The 15270-nt window shown below is 40.9% G+C and carries 14 protein-coding genes; 10 read left to right on the forward strand and 4 right to left on the reverse strand.

Annotated elements, in window-relative coordinates; all coding sequences use genetic code 11:
• Positions 1–275: 275 nt before the first annotated feature.
• The 10 genes from GPA07_RS04415 to GPA07_RS04460 all read left to right on the forward strand — a co-directional run bounded on the left by GPA07_RS04415 (position 276) and on the right by GPA07_RS04460 (position 11155).
• Positions 276–2375, forward strand: coding sequence for a heavy metal translocating P-type ATPase (locus tag GPA07_RS04415; protein WP_157292087.1), 2100 nt, complete (start codon positions 276–278; stop codon positions 2373–2375).
• A 117-nt stretch (positions 2376–2492) separates the two neighbouring features.
• Complete coding sequence (locus GPA07_RS04420) at positions 2493–3212, forward strand: DsbA family protein (protein WP_157292088.1); 720 nt, start codon at positions 2493–2495, stop codon at positions 3210–3212.
• Positions 3209–3622, forward strand: coding sequence for a disulfide oxidoreductase (locus GPA07_RS04425; protein ID WP_071168617.1), 414 nt, complete (start codon positions 3209–3211; stop codon positions 3620–3622). Before GPA07_RS04420 ends, GPA07_RS04425 begins: the two co-directional genes overlap by 4 nt.
• A 353-nt stretch (positions 3623–3975) precedes the next feature.
• Positions 3976–4587: a trimeric intracellular cation channel family protein gene (locus GPA07_RS04430; protein WP_008361601.1), complete on the forward strand. Its 612-nt coding sequence runs from the start codon at positions 3976–3978 to the stop codon at positions 4585–4587.
• 317 nt (positions 4588–4904) lie between these two features.
• Entirely contained in the window at positions 4905–6920 is a 2016-nt protein-coding gene (locus tag GPA07_RS04435) for a Na+/H+ antiporter (protein ID WP_008361603.1), read from the forward strand.
• Positions 6921–6983: 63 nt separating this feature from the next.
• Positions 6984–7853 carry an ROK family protein gene (locus GPA07_RS04440; protein WP_157292089.1) on the forward strand — a complete coding sequence of 290 codons (870 nt, stop codon included), beginning with the start codon at positions 6984–6986 and terminating at the stop codon, positions 7851–7853.
• Positions 7854–7921: 68 nt separating this feature from the next.
• Positions 7922–8767, forward strand: coding sequence for an aldo/keto reductase (locus tag GPA07_RS04445; RefSeq protein WP_008361606.1), 846 nt, complete (start codon positions 7922–7924; stop codon positions 8765–8767).
• Positions 8768–8943: 176 nt separating this feature from the next.
• On the forward strand, positions 8944–9447 hold the full coding sequence (locus GPA07_RS04450) for a hypothetical protein (RefSeq protein WP_157292090.1): 504 nt from the start codon (positions 8944–8946) through the stop codon (positions 9445–9447).
• 108 nt (positions 9448–9555) lie between these two features.
• The gene (locus tag GPA07_RS04455) at positions 9556–10218 is read left to right on the forward strand and encodes an ATP-binding cassette domain-containing protein (RefSeq protein WP_008361611.1); all 663 of its coding nucleotides are present in this window, start codon (positions 9556–9558) and stop codon (positions 10216–10218) included.
• Complete coding sequence (locus tag GPA07_RS04460) at positions 10193–11155, forward strand: ABC transporter permease (RefSeq protein WP_157292091.1); 963 nt, start codon at positions 10193–10195, stop codon at positions 11153–11155. The genes GPA07_RS04455 and GPA07_RS04460 overlap by 26 nt, the downstream gene beginning before the upstream one ends.
• 30 nt (positions 11156–11185) lie before the next feature.
• On the opposite strand, the gene modB is transcribed toward GPA07_RS04460, so the two are convergent.
• The 4 genes from modB to GPA07_RS04480 form a co-directional block, all read right to left on the reverse strand.
• Entirely contained in the window at positions 11186–11851 is a 666-nt protein-coding gene (gene modB, locus GPA07_RS04465; RefSeq protein WP_008361615.1) for a molybdate ABC transporter permease subunit, read from the reverse strand.
• A complete protein-coding gene (modA, locus tag GPA07_RS04470) occupies positions 11851–12633 on the reverse strand; it encodes a molybdate ABC transporter substrate-binding protein (RefSeq protein ID WP_157292092.1) in 783 nt (260 codons plus the stop codon). The genes modB and modA overlap by 1 nt, the downstream gene beginning before the upstream one ends.
• 116 nt (positions 12634–12749) lie before the next feature.
• A complete protein-coding gene (locus GPA07_RS04475) occupies positions 12750–14600 on the reverse strand; it encodes an LTA synthase family protein (RefSeq protein WP_008361620.1) in 1851 nt (616 codons plus the stop codon).
• A 124-nt stretch (positions 14601–14724) separates the two neighbouring features.
• The gene (locus tag GPA07_RS04480) at positions 14725–15216 is read right to left on the reverse strand and encodes a metal-dependent hydrolase (protein ID WP_008361622.1); all 492 of its coding nucleotides are present in this window, start codon (positions 15214–15216) and stop codon (positions 14725–14727) included.
• Between the last annotated feature and the right edge of the window lie 54 nt (positions 15217–15270).

Raw genomic sequence — 15270 nt, forward strand, 5'->3', positions numbered from 1 at the left:
TTTTGTAAAGAGAAATGCTGGAATTCCTCATCAAACGATCGTTTGTATGTTATGCAAGGAGCAGGGGACATGAGCATGGTTTATTGAAAATCTCAGTGACATCATTGGACACAAAAAAACACTTCATTTGCTCATAAACGATTGACAGTTTATAAGAACTCCTCATATAATAAGGGTAATTCAATATATGAATATGTGCTCATATATAATATTTACAGCAGCTGATAGGTTTGATTGAATCAGGGAACGCTACTTATATAGAAAAAGGTGAGAACATGAAAAAGATGAAGGATGAATACGTATTAAGCGGTCTTGATTGCGGAAACTGTGCACGTAAAATTGAAACAGGCGTCAGCAAAATTGCTGGAGTTGAAGCCTGCTCCATTAATTTTGCGACCGGTACATTAACTGTGACACATGCTGATGCACAAGAAACGATGTCAAAGCGTATTGAAAAAACCGTTCAGTCCATTGAACCTCATGTGAGTGTATCACCAAAAGAAGAAGGACATCACCACGATCACGATCATGGGACAAAAAATTTGAAAACGATTGTACTGAAATTAATCGGCGGTGCAGTCATTGGAACAGCAGCTTATTTTATACTTGACAATGGCTTACTGAAGTTCATCATGTTTTTCGCCGCATATTTACTCGTTGGCGGAGATGTTGTCTTGAAAGCACTGAAAAATATAGTGCGCGGCCAAGTATTTGATGAGAACTTCTTAATGACCATAGCGACAGCTGGTGCTTTTGTGATTCAGCAGTATCCTGAGGCACTGGCAGTCATGCTGTTTTACCAAATTGGAGAGCTTTTTCAAGGAGCGGCAGTCAATCGTTCAAGACGGTCGATTAGTGAATTAATGAATATCCGTCCTGAATACGCGAATCTCAAAGTAGGACACGAAACGAAAAAAGTAAAGCCGGAAGAAGTGAAAGCTGGTGACCGCATTGTCGTGAAACCAGGTGAAAAAATTCCTTTGGATGGACGTGTGATAGATGGCTATTCTCTTGTCGATACCTCTGCACTAACTGGGGAGTCTGTTCCAAGAGATGTGGAAGCGGGAAAAGAAGTGCTGGCTGGATTTGTGAATCAAAACGGCATTCTTGAAATTGAAGTGCAAAAAGAGCTAAGCGAATCGGCTGTTACGAAGATCTTGGATTTGGTCGAGAATGCAAGCAGCCGAAAAGCACAAACAGAAAACTTTATCACAAAGTTTGCAAAATATTATACACCTGCTGTTGTCGTGCTTGCCTTATTGCTTGCCTTTATGCCGCCGCTTTTCATTCCATCAGCTCAATTGTCTGAATGGGTGTACCGGGCGCTTGTCTTTCTCGTCATTTCTTGTCCTTGTGCACTCGTTGTCTCCATTCCATTAGGTTTCTTTGGAGGAATTGGTGCAGCATCTAAACGAGGCATTCTCGTGAAAGGCAGTAACTATTTAGAAGCCCTGAACTCTGTGCGCTATGCTGTGTTTGATAAAACAGGCACGCTCACAAAAGGGAACTTTACAGTCACTCATATCACAGCCGCTCATGAGAAATGGTCAGAAGAGGAATTGCTTTCTTTTGCGGCTTTAGCAGAAGCGCATTCCTCGCACCCGATTGCAGAATCGATTAAAGCCGCTTACGGATCAGCGCTCGATGAGAGCCAAATCGAAGCCTATGAAGATATTGCGGGACATGGAATTAAAGCGACAATACGCGGTGCAAATGTTTTAGCGGGAAACCATCGCCTCATGGAACGAGAAGGCATTGCTTTTGAAAAAGAAAAACGAAGCGGAACGGTTGTGTATTTGGCAATAGACGGTGAGTTTGCGGGATCTATCTTGATTGCTGATGAATTAAAAGATGATGCAAAGGAAGCCGTATCTGCTTTAAAAGCTTCTGGCATTCAAACTGTGATGCTTACAGGGGATGCCAAGCAAGTAGGGACTGCCGTAGCGCAGCAAATCGGTATTGACGAAGTTCACACTGAATTATTGCCGCAGGATAAAGTGACGAAAATAGAGGAAATGTATCAGAAAAAAGCACCTCAAGAAAAATTATTATTTGTTGGGGACGGCATTAATGATACGCCAGTATTAGCAAGAGCGGATATCGGCATTGCGATGGGGGGACTTGGTTCAGATGCAGCTGTAGAAGCGGCTGATATTGTAATTATGACGGATCAGCCATCAAAGGTAGCGGAAGCCATTACTGTCGCTAAAAGAACGAGAGCCATCGTATGGCAGAATATTGCGTTTGCTCTTGGGGTGAAAGCCGTTTTCCTCTTACTTGGTGCATTCGGTATTGCCACCATGTGGGAAGCAGTCTTTTCAGATGTCGGTGTCACCGTACTGGCTGTTTTAAATGCGATGAGGGTCATGAAATAAAATTGTTAGGAAAAATTCATGAATAGCGTCTTTCATAATGAACCCCCTCTTGTTAAAATAGAAGAAGTTGGATAATGGCATTTTCCTGGGCTATTATCCTTTTTCTTTTGTGAAGGAATGAATGAAAAAGATAAGGTAGGTGCTTTTGTGAGTAAAAAAAATAATCAATCTTCATCCATCAAGTTTGCTGTTATTCTAACCATCATTGCAGCTCTTCTCATCGGTATTTTCGTTGTTATTGGCGGCAACAACAACAGCCAAGAAGCACAAACAGTCGACAGTAAGCCGTCTATTAAAGGACAGCCTGTCATGGGAGATAAAAAGGCAAAAGTGCAAATTGTCGAGTTTGGGGACTACAAATGTCCATCATGTAAATTATTTGAAACAGACATTTTCCCAAAACTGAAAGCAGACTACATAGATAAAGGCGATGTAACCTTCTCATTTATTAACTTACCACTCCCTGTTCATGGAGACGGTGCAGTGTTAGCAGCACTTGCTTCTGAAGAAGTGTGGAATGAAGACCCGAAAAATTTCTGGGCATTTCATGAGGCTGTCTACAAAGCACAACCAGATAGTGAAGCGGAATGGGTAACACCCGCAAAACTCATTCAATTGGCGAAAAAGACAACCAAAATTGATACGGACAAGCTGAAAGACAATTTATCGAAGAAAACGTATCAACCTCAGCTGAGCACAGACAATGAGCTGGTGAATCAATACAAAGTAAATGCAACACCAACCATTTACATTAACAATAAACAAGTTCAAAACTTTTATGACTATGATGAAATCAAGGAATTAATAGATCAAGAGCTTAAAGGGAAAAAGTCATGAAGAATAAGCTGATTTACTTATACAGCGCTTGGATCGTCTCTATTGTAGCGACGATGAGCAGCCTGTATTTAAGTGAAGTGAAAAAGTTTATCCCATGTGATTTGTGCTGGTTTCAGCGCATTTTTATGTATCCGCTCGTCCTTTTACTTGGCATTGCGACTTTCAGGGGCGATGTCAAAGTGAAATATTACGTCCTTCCATTGGCGGTCATTGGTGCTTGTTTTTCCATCTATCATTATATGGAACAAAAGATACCTGGCTTTGCATCCATCCGCCCTTGTTTGAGCGGGATTCCTTGTTCCTTTGATTATCTCAATTGGTTTGGCTTTATCACGATTCCTTTATTAGCACTTATTGCATTTATTCTCATCATCATCAGTATGCTACTTTTAAATGCAAAAGAAGATTGAGTGGAATCACCTGCTTTCGAGCAGGTGATTTCAGCGTGTAGACAAACCCTCGCATTCGGTGTCAGTCCTGCGTGCTGGTGCTCACGAATGTCAAATTCGCTCCGCGCCAGTACTCGTCCTTCCTAGACTGCAAAGGTTTTCATGTCACGCTGAAAAGAAGACAAAGGGCTAAAATCAACAACATTTTAGCCCTTTGTCAACAATCTGGAATCACCTGCTTTCGAGCAGGTGATTTTTTATTTTCGCAAAAAGATAAAATTTAAAGAAAATTTGTATTGCTTTTCACCTTTGTCAGATATACATTAAGGGGAGAGTGTTAGATGATCAGACAAAGGTAAGGAGATAAGCGGAAAATGGCATGGGAAGTCTTAAGTATGATTGGCATTGTGGCATTCGCCATTAGCGGTGCGATTGTGGCAATGGAGGAAGAATACGATATTCTTGGTGTGTACATTTTAGGGATTGTGACAGCATTTGGCGGGGGAGCGATTCGTAATTTATTAATCGGCCTACCAGTCTCGGCTTTATGGTCACAGGGCAAGATGTTTACCATTGCCCTTGTGTCGATTACGATTGTGTTTTTATTTCCAAAGCTCTTGCTTAAGCATTGGAGTACTTGGGGGAATTTCTCGGATGCGATCGGTTTAGCTGCCTTTGCGATACAGGGTGCTTTATTTGCTGTACAAAGAGAGCTCCCGCTTAGTGCGGTCATTGTGGCAGCCATTTTGACTGGTAGCGGCGGCGGGATTGTGCGTGATCTTCTGGCAGGTCGTAAACCGCTCGTTCTAAAAGCAGAGATTTATGCCGTATGGGCGGCGCTTGGCGGCTTATTTGTAGGACTTGGTTTAGCCCAAGGGGAGATCAGCCTGTATCTGCTGTTTCTCATCCTCGTTACATGCCGGGTTTGTTCATACTTATTCAAATGGCGGCTTCCCGCTAGGTCTTATTTTTTAAATAAAGGGTAAAAAGAGAGCGGCGATTTCGCTCTTTTTTTGTTTTATTCGAGCTGGATGTCAGCAGATTACACTGTTTTCGTGTAAAATAAAAGCAGATTCTTTATTCATCATTGGAACATTACATGTAATGAAAAATTTTGTCATTTGGCTGAATATCTGCATTCAGTCTTTTTTTGCCTAGATGGATTGTCATGTGTTGGTTTCACTTTTTGCGGGATACTAAAAAAGCAATCTGTGATCGGACGAATGGATCGAAAAGAAATGAACACATCTTTGCATGTAAGCAAAACATGACGGAAAAAATGAAACAGGAGGGACATGTACTAGTGGAGATTTTTCTGGCGGTGCTTGTACTATTAGCACTCATTGCATCATCTAATATTATCAATCGTTTTCTGCCCTTTATTCCAGTTCCGTTAATCCAAGTGGGCTTAGGGATATTGGTCGCAGCTTTTCCTTCAGGTTTACATATTTCTTTAAATCCTGAGCTGTTTTTCGTTTTATTCATTGCGCCGCTGTTATTTAATGATGGGAAGCGTACCCCAAGAGATGAGCTTTGGAAATTAAGAGCTCCTATTCTTCTCTTAGCACTTGGTTTAGTGTTTGCAACAGTGGTTGTAGCAGGGTATACCATTCATTGGATGATACCAAGTATTCCGCTTCCAGCTGCATTTGCGCTTGCGGCGATCCTTTCACCAACAGATGTGGTCGCAGTGAGTGCCTTATCCAGCCGTGTGAATATGCCAAAAGGGATTATGAGGTTGCTGGAAGGCGAAGGACTGATGAACGATGCATCAGGACTTGTTGCCTTTAAATTTGCCATTGCTGCAACGGTTACTGGAGCATTTTCAATTGCTGAGGCATCCTTTAGCTTTGTTCTTATTGCTGCTGGCGGTTTATTGACTGGATTTATTCTATCCTTTTTTATCATTCGTTTCCGCTATTTCCTCCGCCGTTTAGGTATGGACGATGTCACTATGCACATCATCCTGCAAATCCTGACGCCATTTGTGATTTATTTAGCCGCAGAAGAAATGGGGGTATCCGGCATTTTAGCGGTAGTGGCGGGTGGTGTGACACATGCCATTGAGCAAGATCGAATGGAAGCGAATTTAGCAAAACTGCAAATTGCTTCTTCCAACACATGGAATATTATTTTATTTATTTTAAACGGCCTTGTTTTCGTTTTACTCGGATTACAGATTCCTGATGTGTCCACCGTCATTTTCCAGGATGAAGCTTTTAATAATATGCAGGTCATCAGCTACATTTTAATCATTACACTCTGTTTGATGGTTCTAAGATTTTTATGGGTATGGCTGTTCTGGGCAGGTAACTGGAGTGTAGCGAAAAAGAAGAATGTGAAAAAGCCGAAGCTGCGTGCTTCCATGCTGATGACATTCTCTGGTGTTCGTGGTGCTGTCACATTAGCGGGTGCTTTCTCCATCCCGTTTACGCTTGCAGACGGTTCACCCTTTCCTGAGCGGCATTTGATTATTTTCCTCGCAGCAGGCGTGATTTTATGTACACTCATTTTAGCTAGTGTGCTCCTGCCTATTTTATCTGAGAAAAAAGATAAGCAAGTCGATGTAGACTTAGATACAAAGATTCAGCACGTGAAACGGAAGCTGCTGAGAAGTGCCATTAAAACCTTAAAAGAAGGCATGAATGAGGACAATCGAGAGGTGTCACTTGCACTCATCAATGATTTCCGAATGAAGCTAAGAAATATACAGAGGGAACCGTATCAGTTCGGAATGAGAAAACAAGAGCGAAAAATCAGGCTGCACGGCATTAAAGCCGAGCAAATGAAGCTTCAGCAGCTCATTGAGGAAGAGAAAATTGACAAAGAAGAAGCCTATGAGCTTCAAGAGAGATTTCATGAGCTGGAAATGCTGTATTCCAACTCCTTTAAAATTCGTTTCTCAAAAGTGAAGTTTTTACGCTTGCTTCAATGGCTCCAATTATGGCGGCCCCAACAGCATATTTCAAGCGGCATTTTAGAAAACGAGGAATCGTATAAACAAATCCGTAAGCAAACCGCAGAAGCTGCTGTAGATTCCATCAAGCAACACATGACCGAAGACAATCGCCAAACGTGTCACCAAGTCATTGGTTTTTACAATCAAGTGATTTTCCGCTGTGAACATGGGCCTTCTTTCTTTCAGCAAAAGGATCGCGCCTTTGACCGTAAGAAAAAAGAGCTCAACTTCCAAGCGGTACAGACCATTCGTAATGAAATTCAAACTTTATATGAAGATGGCGAAATCAATCGTGATATTGCCCATCATTTAAGAGAGTATATCAATGACATGGAAGCAGTCCTATTGACCAATACATGATGTTGTCATCTTCTCCCCTTTGTTTTATGATGAAAAAAAGAGACAAGCAGGGGGAGATGCAGGATGACGTATTACGGAGCTATTGAGGCTGGGGGGACAAAGTTTTGCTGTGCCATTGGCAATGAGCATGGGGACATCATAGAGGAATGGACGATTCCAACAGAGCACCCGGAAAAAACCGTCCAAACCCTTATTCCGTTTTTTCAACAATATGAAATTGCAGCATTAGGTGTCGGTTCCTTTGGACCGATTGGTGTCCAGAAAGACGATCCTTCTTACGGGTACATCATGAATACGCCGAAAGTTGAATGGAAGCATTACCCGTTCATACCTGAGCTGGAGAAACAATTAGGCGTACCGATGTCCTTTACGACAGATGTCAATGCCGCAGCATTAGGTGAACTGACAAAAGGGGCAGCCAAAGGGCTGAGCAGCTGTATGTACATCACAGTCGGCACCGGTATTGGTGCTGGGGCTGTTGTGAAAAATGAGCTTCTTCATGGTCATTCGCATCCAGAAATGGGCCATATCCTTGTCAGGCAGCATGAATCAGACCAGTTTGCAGGTGTCTGCCCGGCGCATGGTACTTGCTTAGAAGGACTGGCAGCTGGTCCAGCTATTGAGGCAAGATGGGGAAAGCCGGCTAAAGAGCTTACTCAGGAAGAAGCGGTTTGGTCACTTGAAGCAGATTATTTGGCGCAGGCATTGATGCAATACACGCTCATTTTAAGCCCAGAGCGCATCATTATGGGTGGAGGCGTCATGAAGCAAAAGCAGTTATTTCCGCTCATTCGAGAGAAGCTGGCTGCGTATGTCAATGATTATGTCGATATGCCGCCGCTTGATACATACATTGTCTCTCCTGGACTTGAGGACAAGGCAGGTATGACAGGTGCTTTGCTGTTAGCGATTGAAGCGAAGAGAAACGCCTGATAATAGAGTTTTCAAACGCAACATGAGATAATGAAAAAGATGGAATCTATGAAAAGGTGGTTGTTAACATGGTCAAAAGCTTGAATGATACCGTAACACTAAATAACGGAGTAGAAATGCCATGGTTTGGTTTAGGTGTATTCAAAGTGGAGGACGGCAACCAAGTGGTTGATGCCGTAAAAGCAGCCATACGAAACGGTTATCGCAGCATTGATACGGCTGCCGTTTATAAAAATGAGACAGGTGTAGGAAAAGCCATTAAAGAATCTGGCGTGAAAAGAGAAGAATTATTTATTACGTCAAAAGTATGGAACACCGATCAAGGCTATGACAAGGCACTAGCTGCATTCGATGCAAGCTTAAACCGGCTTGGTCTTGATTACTTAGACCTCTATTTGATTCATTGGCCTGGTCCAAAGGCAGAGACGTTTAAAGAAACATGGCGTGCGCTCGAGAAGCTTTATAAAGATGGAAAAGTAAGAGCGATTGGTGTCAGCAACTTCTACGTACAGCATTTAGAAGAGCTGTTAAAAGATGCGGAGGTTGTTCCAGCGGTGAACCAAGTTGAGTTTCATCCAAAACTGACACTTGTAGAATTACGACAATATGCAAAAGAAAAAGGCATTCAAATTGAAGCATGGTCTCCACTAATGCAAGGGAAGCTGTTAGATCATGACGTATTGAAGGAAATTGCCGCTCGCTACAACAAATCTGTTGCTCAAGTGATCTTACGATGGGATCTACAAAGCGGTGTCGTCACCATTCCTAAATCAATCAATGAAGAACGCATTAAACAAAATGCCGACATCTTTGACTTCGAGCTTTCTCAGGAAGATATGGAAAAAATCAATGCATTAAATAATAACGAACGCGTCGGGTCTAATCCAGAGACGATGACGGTTGGGTTTGAATAATATTGAAATAGAATAACCTTAAGAACACCTTTCGATAGGCGTGGGAGTGATACACTTCTGGGACCATCGAGAAGGTGTTTTTTTATTCTTAAATCCACTTTAAATAAAAAGTAATTTATGGAATAATAGTTAATTATATGGTAATTTGTTGATTGTAAATAAAGGGAGGGAATATGATGAAAAAAGTCATTCTTAGCTTGTCGTTAACAGTAGGTATTACGCTCCTGCCTACGACATTTGCAGAAGCAATCAATGTTGATGTAAGCAAGGAGCAAAAAGAGATTCAAGAAGATTATTCTAGTAGCACAATGTATGTACAAGCAATAAAGGAAACGAATAAAGAAGAGATGTCTACAAATGCTTCGAAAGTGTATGCAAAAAGGCTCACTACCTCTAGAGGAAGTTTTCTAGCTTGGTCTAAATCATATGTTGATTGGCGATATTCTTCGGGGAAAATCAAGTCGAGTTCTGGTTCTCAAGATGCGGGCTATGTCTTTCCTAACAAAGTAGAAAAGAATGGTTCGAAAAGATACTATAAGGGATCTACCATTCATAAATGGGCACATAAAACAACGCTGAAATTTGGAGCACCTACCCCGTGGGGAGATGTTACTTTTGTAAGCAACTCTTATACAGATCGAGTGTGGGTCAATGGAAAAGGCAAACATGGTTGGGATTAACTTTATCGTTTAATAGAAAAGGCGCTACTTATGAACTATTTACAAATCATAGTAGCGTTGTTTAAATATGATAGATCATCTCAAAAAATACCAAGAGAGGTTTTAGAAATGATTCATGTAAAGGGACTGACTAAAGCATATCGACAGCAGCCTATTTTTGAAGATTTACATATTCAAATGAAACATCAAAAGATAAATTTCATCATGGGGAAGAATGGATCTGGAAAAACGACTTTTATGAAATGTCTACTCCAGTTAGAACAATATGACGGGGAGATTTTGTATAACGATCAGCCAATTGATCAAGTAAGACATGAAATCCAAGTGATGTATGATGATACGCCTCTTTATATGAATCTAAACGGGTATCAAAATATACGTTTATTATTAAATGCCCCCATCGACCAAAAAAAGTGTGAGGCGCTGGCACGTGAATATCTACCACATGAGATTCTAAAGAAGAAGGTCAAACATTACTCTTATGGTCAAAAAAAGAAGTTAAGTTTCATATTCATTGCATTAACCAAACCAACTTATTTGTTCTTAGATGAAATATCAAATGGTTTAGACTATGGAACAATGATGGAGCTAAAAGCGATGATTAAGAAGTGGTCTGAAGACATGACCATTATTGCTACAGGTCATCAATTTGAATTTTATTCGTCTATTGTCGATGAATTGTTTATTTTAAAGGACAAATCAATGATTCAAATCCATGACTTTCAGGAAAAAGGAGAGGATTTGGGTGATATGTATCAAGCATTTCTTTAAGTTAATGAAAAAAGAGTTTTTATATCAATATTATGCTAAAACATTTCTCATCTTGTTTATTCCATTAATGTTGATTTCGTTATGGAATGTGTATGCTCAATTTGAAACAACAAAGTCAAATTATGCCCAATATGTGAAAACAGAAACTGAATATAAAGAGTTAGGCATTGATATCAAAAAGGCTTTAACGATGCCAGTTAAAATAGAGGAAGGAGAACTAGCTGGTGCTGAAGGGGAAGTCGTAGAAAATGTCTTGAAGTATGATTATGAACAGTTTATTCAATCACTTCATTTGATGGAACCAACACAAGCCATCTCAACGAATTTAGAATGGATGGGGTTTATCTTCTACCCACTTGCATTTGGTTTATATGCCATTTATTTATCAACATATGATATCAAGCATAAAACGATGAAGATAAAAGCGGTTCGATATCAGTGGAATGATGTTTTATTTTCAAAGCAACTGTCACTGTATGTAATCATTCTATTGTTTATTCCTATGATCTGTCTCATTTCGTATATGGCTAGTCATCTATTTTACTCTGCCATATCACAAGATATATCTGTTCAACTGTTTACATATCAAGATAAAACCGAACATTCTATATTGCTTCAATTGATGTTTGTTGTTTGTATCAGTTGGTTATTTAGTACAATTGTTTTTTACTTAGGTAGCTTAAGCCGAAGCTTTATTTTATCTGTGGTCATCTATATGGTCTATTTTTTATTGATCCCTAACTTAGGTGTCTTTGATTTGAAAAATATGATCGCCAATCTGGCTTTGCATCTGTTTTCGTTTAAAGGAAACTACCAATTATTTGTGCCTATTCCCATTAGTATAACCGCAATTTTGATCTGTCTATCATTGCTTCTCATCTTGTTATCATTCCTGACTTATACTGTGGCAAAACGGCAAAGTAAATATGTCGTATAAATCCCCCTATTTTCACATAGAGGGATTTTTTTACGCACGGCTTCTAGGCACGGCCAGCAGCATGATAAATGACAGGATCACAATACAAATCGTCCAGGTCCATGCAAGTTCCATTCGTCCAGAATCAATCGCCACATAGATGGCTGTTGGGAGTGTTTGCGTTTTCCCAGGGATGTTGCCGGCAAACATTAAGGTTGCCCCGAATTCTCCAAGAGCTCTAGCAAAGCTTAGGACTGCACCAGAGAGCAGAGAAGGCAGTGCGAGTGGAACGGTGATATAGGCAAAGACTTGGAATGAATGAGCGCCATCTACTTTTGCAGCACCTTCAATGTCCGACTCAATCGTAGAAAACCCAGCTTTCGCCGATTGATACATGAGCGGAAATGCGACAACCGTCGAGGCAATGACCGCTGCCCACCATGTGAAGATGACAGGCTGATGGAAAATCCATTCAATCGCATGTCCAATTACGCTATGTTTCCCAAACACGACGAGCAGCAGAAATCCCACGACCGTTGGCGGGAGGACAAGGGGCATCATGAGGAACGTTTCCACGAACATTTTTCCCTTGAAAGATGTTCGTGCCATCCAAAAGCCAATGGTAGTTCCAAAAACTACTGCAAATAGCCCGCTGACAATAGCCACTTGAACAGACAGCCATATAGGAGAAAGAAAATCTTCGGTCAGCATCGGCATTATTTCACTTGAAAGCCGTACTTTTTAAAAATGGATGCGGCTGTATCTGATTGGAGATATTGGAAAAATGCTTTCGCTTCCTCTAGATGTTCTGTCTCTTTTACGATACCAACAGGATAAATGATGGGGGAATGCATGTCCTGATTTGCCTCATCTACAATTTTCACTTTTTTAGAAACGAGGGCGTCCGTCTTATACACGACACCAGCCTCCACATTTCCTGTTTCGACATAGCTTAAAACTTGACGTACATCCTTGCCATAAACCGTGTTCTTTTTCACTTGATCCCATATATTCAACTTTGTGAAAATCTCTTTTGCGTATGTACCAGCAGGAACAGATTCAGGTGTTCCAAGTGCAATCTTTCCTTTTACGTGCTGAATGTCTCGAAAGGTTTTGATAGAAGAAGAGCCTTCTTTTGGCACGATAAGAACAAGCTCATTTTGTATGGCAGCCTTGATATGATCCTGATCGATGTCTCCTGATTGAACAAGTTCATCGAAGGGCTCCTCAGCTGCTGAGAAGAAAAGGTCCGCTTTTGCTCCTTGAGCGATTTGCTGTTTCAGTGCGCCTGATGATCCGAAATTATTCGATAATGTCACATTTGGATGATCATCTACATATGCGGATTCAATCTCTTTTAATGCATCCTGCAAGCTTGCAGCTGCTGAAATGACAAGCTCTGTCTTTTTGCTATTAACTGATGACGATGACTTCGTCTCCGTTTGACACCCAGTCAGGAGTAAACAAACCGTGACGAAGGTTAAGAATAAATACTTCATGCTCACACCTCTTATGATTCAAAATCATGTTTACCTTTTATTATAATCAAACTAATCTGACCATTCATAGGGTTTCTTTCAAAAAGAAACAAAAAAAAGCTGCCGAGCAGCAGCTTTTAATGTTGATAAAAACGCAGTAAATTTCCGTTAATCACTTTATCTGATAGAGACAGCTCTTTATTGGCTTTTTCTATATAAGGCTGACACAATTCATCTTGTTCAATCGGAAGTTTGGTTTTTTGGTCATAGCAAGTATTCTTTGTATAAAGATAGTCATCCGTAATAAAGTTGCCATTTCTCAGCACAGCGAAAGGCGTCCGTTCATTTGAAAAGAGATCATTTCCAAATTGAATGGCATCCTTTGATTCAATGCCGAGTAAATGAAGGAGTGTCGGTTTTACGTCTATTTGACCGGCTGTTTCAGATATGGTCTGAGGGGCTTGATCTGTCACACCCGGAATGTAAATCAAAAAAGGCACCCGCTGTAGTTTAACAGCATCAAACGGTGTGATTTCATCCTGCTTCAGCAGTTCAGCCATTGCTTCATGATGTGCTTCTGAAATGCCATAGTGATCGCCCATGAGAACAAACATTGTATTTTCATACAGACCTTCTTCTTTCATGCGGTCAAAAAATCTTTTGATGGCTTCGTCTTGATAGCGGACGGTCGTCACATAGCGGTTTAAAATGGCGCTAGACGAATCATATTCGTCAATGAACTGGTCCTGTGGATCAATTTCAAATGGAAAGTGATTGGTCAACGTAATGAACGTGCTGTAATAAGGAGTCTTCAGCTTTTTTAAATAATCAATGGATTGTTCAAAAAAGTCGATATCCTTTAAGCCCCAGCCAGTCGAATTTCCCTCATTGACATCATAGGAATCGACATCATAAAAGCGGTCAATTCCGAGAGATTCATACATCACATCACGATTCCAAAACGTTTTATTATTCGCATGAAATTGGACGGATTGATAGTTCTCTTTTTTCAATTGCTTGTACAGTGTGTCATATTCGTTGTCACTCGCTGTGAAAAAGACAGCGCCACTGCTGGACGGATAGAGGGAGTTTGCGACGATAAATTCTGAGTCTGACGTCTTGCCTTGCTCTGTTTGCTGATAAAATTCGTCAAAATAAAAGCTCTTTTTGGCAAGTTGATTTAAAAATGGCGTGATGTATTGTCCATTCACCTTTTGGTCCATGACAAATTGCTGCGTTGATTCAAGTGAAATGAACACGACGTTTTTGCCTTTAGCAAGTCCAAAGTAGTCCTTGTTTGGTGCACTGTAATCTGCCTTTGTGTAGTTTGCTACTGTTGAAAGTGTATCTTCGTCAGCAAAGGCTTTTTGTCCAATACGCGCCGTTTGGGCCACACCGTCATACAGATGGAATTGAAACAGCCCAAGGTTTCGTACGATGACTTCTCGATCATAAGAGCTTGTCAGAAATCGAGGGTGGTCCATCAGGGCTGAGCTGACATGGAACAATAGAAAGCTGCAGCACACCACATAATATGTTTTGATCGTTTTGGATGACGCTTTTGGTGATAACGGCTTACGCTTTAAGAGCCATGCCAGTACCAAGAAATCAATCAGCATCAGCACAAACAGCGGGTGGAACAATTCAGTCATACTGCTGCCCATATCTCCCATGTTCTTTGCTTGAAATAAAACGGGAATGGTAATGAAATCAATATAAAAACCGTAAAAGATCGTATTTGATATCAAGATCGCTGTGAGAATAAAATTTGCGGTCAATAAAAAAACCTTTTGTTTCGTTTCATTTAAAAAAAGAGCAATCCCAAACAAAGGGAGCAAAAAGCTGAGTGGATTGATCAAAAGCAGCCATTCGTGAAACAAATTGGCCGTTCGTATATGAAATCCGAATTGATAAATGATGTATGTTTTCATCCACATAAAGAGGATGGAGTACACTAAAAACCAGTGATTTTTGAAGAACGCTTTCATTTATGTAGCTCCTCACCATTCTGTATTCAGCTGCAAGCCAAAAACACTTATCTTAAAACTACTAAAAAAATGAGGAATGATCAATTCATATCTTGTCTTTTTTGCAAAACTCTTTTTTCTTCTCCTAGAATTGCAATGGGATAGATATTCCGCAAATGACGGCGATGTAATAGCAGGTGACAATGGTCAGAGCAGCTAGTACGACTTGTTCCCCGGGGCTGCCTGTTTTGACATAAAAGGGGAGACGTACTTTAATGGTCGCTGGGAACAAAAATTTAATGCCGTTCACTGTTCCTGCATCGAGGATGAGATGGCTCGCCATCCCAACTAGCAACCCGGTACTTAGGCTGTCATTTGGAATGTATGTTGTCGCAATAAAATAAATGATCAGCAGAAATAATAAACTGTGTGTAAACGTGCGGTGGCCGAACACACTGCTAATCAGTGTGGAGAGCAGGGGGAACTTCCTGCCGATCTTACTTTTCGTATGACAAAGATCTGGGATGAGGGCGCCTGCTGATCCAGCAGCTGCCATAGTGACCGGGTCAAATCCATAATAGTAGGCGACGGCTGTGGAGGCGGCAATTCCGCCCATGATATGTGTTTTTCCTGTCATGATGCGTACTCCTGTTCTGTTTTTTGTTCAAGTACTCACTATATCAAGGGTGAA

Source organism: Bacillus sp. ms-22 (genome assembly GCF_009759805.1).
Taxonomy (GTDB): Bacteria; Bacillota; Bacilli; order Bacillales; family Bacillaceae; genus Bacillus; species Bacillus xiamenensis.

Excerpts from the sequence above, each read along its gene's own strand:
- GPA07_RS04480 (WP_008361622.1), bottom strand. The coding sequence starts at position 15,216 with ATGACAGGAAAAACACATATCATGGGCGGAATTGCCGCCTCCACAGCC.
- GPA07_RS04455 (WP_008361611.1), top strand. The coding sequence starts at position 9,556 with ATGATTCATGTAAAGGGACTGACTAAAGCATATCGACAGCAGCCTATT.
- GPA07_RS04475 (WP_008361620.1), bottom strand. The coding sequence starts at position 14,600 with ATGAAAGCGTTCTTCAAAAATCACTGGTTTTTAGTGTACTCCATCCTC.
- GPA07_RS04420 (WP_157292088.1), top strand. The coding sequence starts at position 2,493 with ATGAATGAAAAAGATAAGGTAGGTGCTTTTGTGAGTAAAAAAAATAAT.
- GPA07_RS04425 (WP_071168617.1), top strand. The coding sequence starts at position 3,209 with ATGAAGAATAAGCTGATTTACTTATACAGCGCTTGGATCGTCTCTATT.
- modB (WP_008361615.1), bottom strand. The coding sequence starts at position 11,851 with ATGCCGATGCTGACCGAAGATTTTCTTTCTCCTATATGGCTGTCTGTT.
- modA (WP_157292092.1), bottom strand. The coding sequence starts at position 12,633 with ATGAAGTATTTATTCTTAACCTTCGTCACGGTTTGTTTACTCCTGACT.
- GPA07_RS04440 (WP_157292089.1), top strand. The coding sequence starts at position 6,984 with ATGACGTATTACGGAGCTATTGAGGCTGGGGGGACAAAGTTTTGCTGT.
- GPA07_RS04415 (WP_157292087.1), top strand. The coding sequence starts at position 276 with ATGAAAAAGATGAAGGATGAATACGTATTAAGCGGTCTTGATTGCGGA.
- GPA07_RS04450 (WP_157292090.1), top strand. The coding sequence starts at position 8,944 with ATGAAAAAAGTCATTCTTAGCTTGTCGTTAACAGTAGGTATTACGCTC.
- GPA07_RS04445 (WP_008361606.1), top strand. The coding sequence starts at position 7,922 with ATGGTCAAAAGCTTGAATGATACCGTAACACTAAATAACGGAGTAGAA.
- GPA07_RS04430 (WP_008361601.1), top strand. The coding sequence starts at position 3,976 with ATGGCATGGGAAGTCTTAAGTATGATTGGCATTGTGGCATTCGCCATT.